A 231-nucleotide genomic window follows, 5' to 3' on the forward strand; every position below is an offset into this window, starting at 1 on the left:
AGGCTGCCAAAATGAAGATAACCCACTGTAAGTTAAAGAAGAGTCTGCAAAGAAAACTGCTTGAATATTTTGTATTGGAAGTAACCGCACGTTCTGCTGCCGATATCTTAGGTATTCAGCCCAATACGGCTATTCTCTTCTACCGTAAAATCCGTCTTGTTATCAGCCATCATTTGGCTTTGGAAGCAGATCAGGTTTTTGAGGGCGCTATAGAATTGGATGAGAGCTATT

At 41.1% G+C, this 231-nt stretch carries 1 pseudogene; it reads left to right on the forward strand.

Features of this window, described 5'->3' with window-relative positions:
• Positions 1-11: 11 nt before the first annotated feature.
• Positions 12-231: pseudogene (locus tag IR141_RS14340) on the forward strand (IS1595 family transposase); the annotation flags it as partial.

The sequence above is a fragment of the Neisseria sp. 19428wB4_WF04 genome, assembly GCF_015235335.1.
GTDB classification, from domain to species: Bacteria; Pseudomonadota; Gammaproteobacteria; order Burkholderiales; family Neisseriaceae; genus Neisseria; species Neisseria musculi.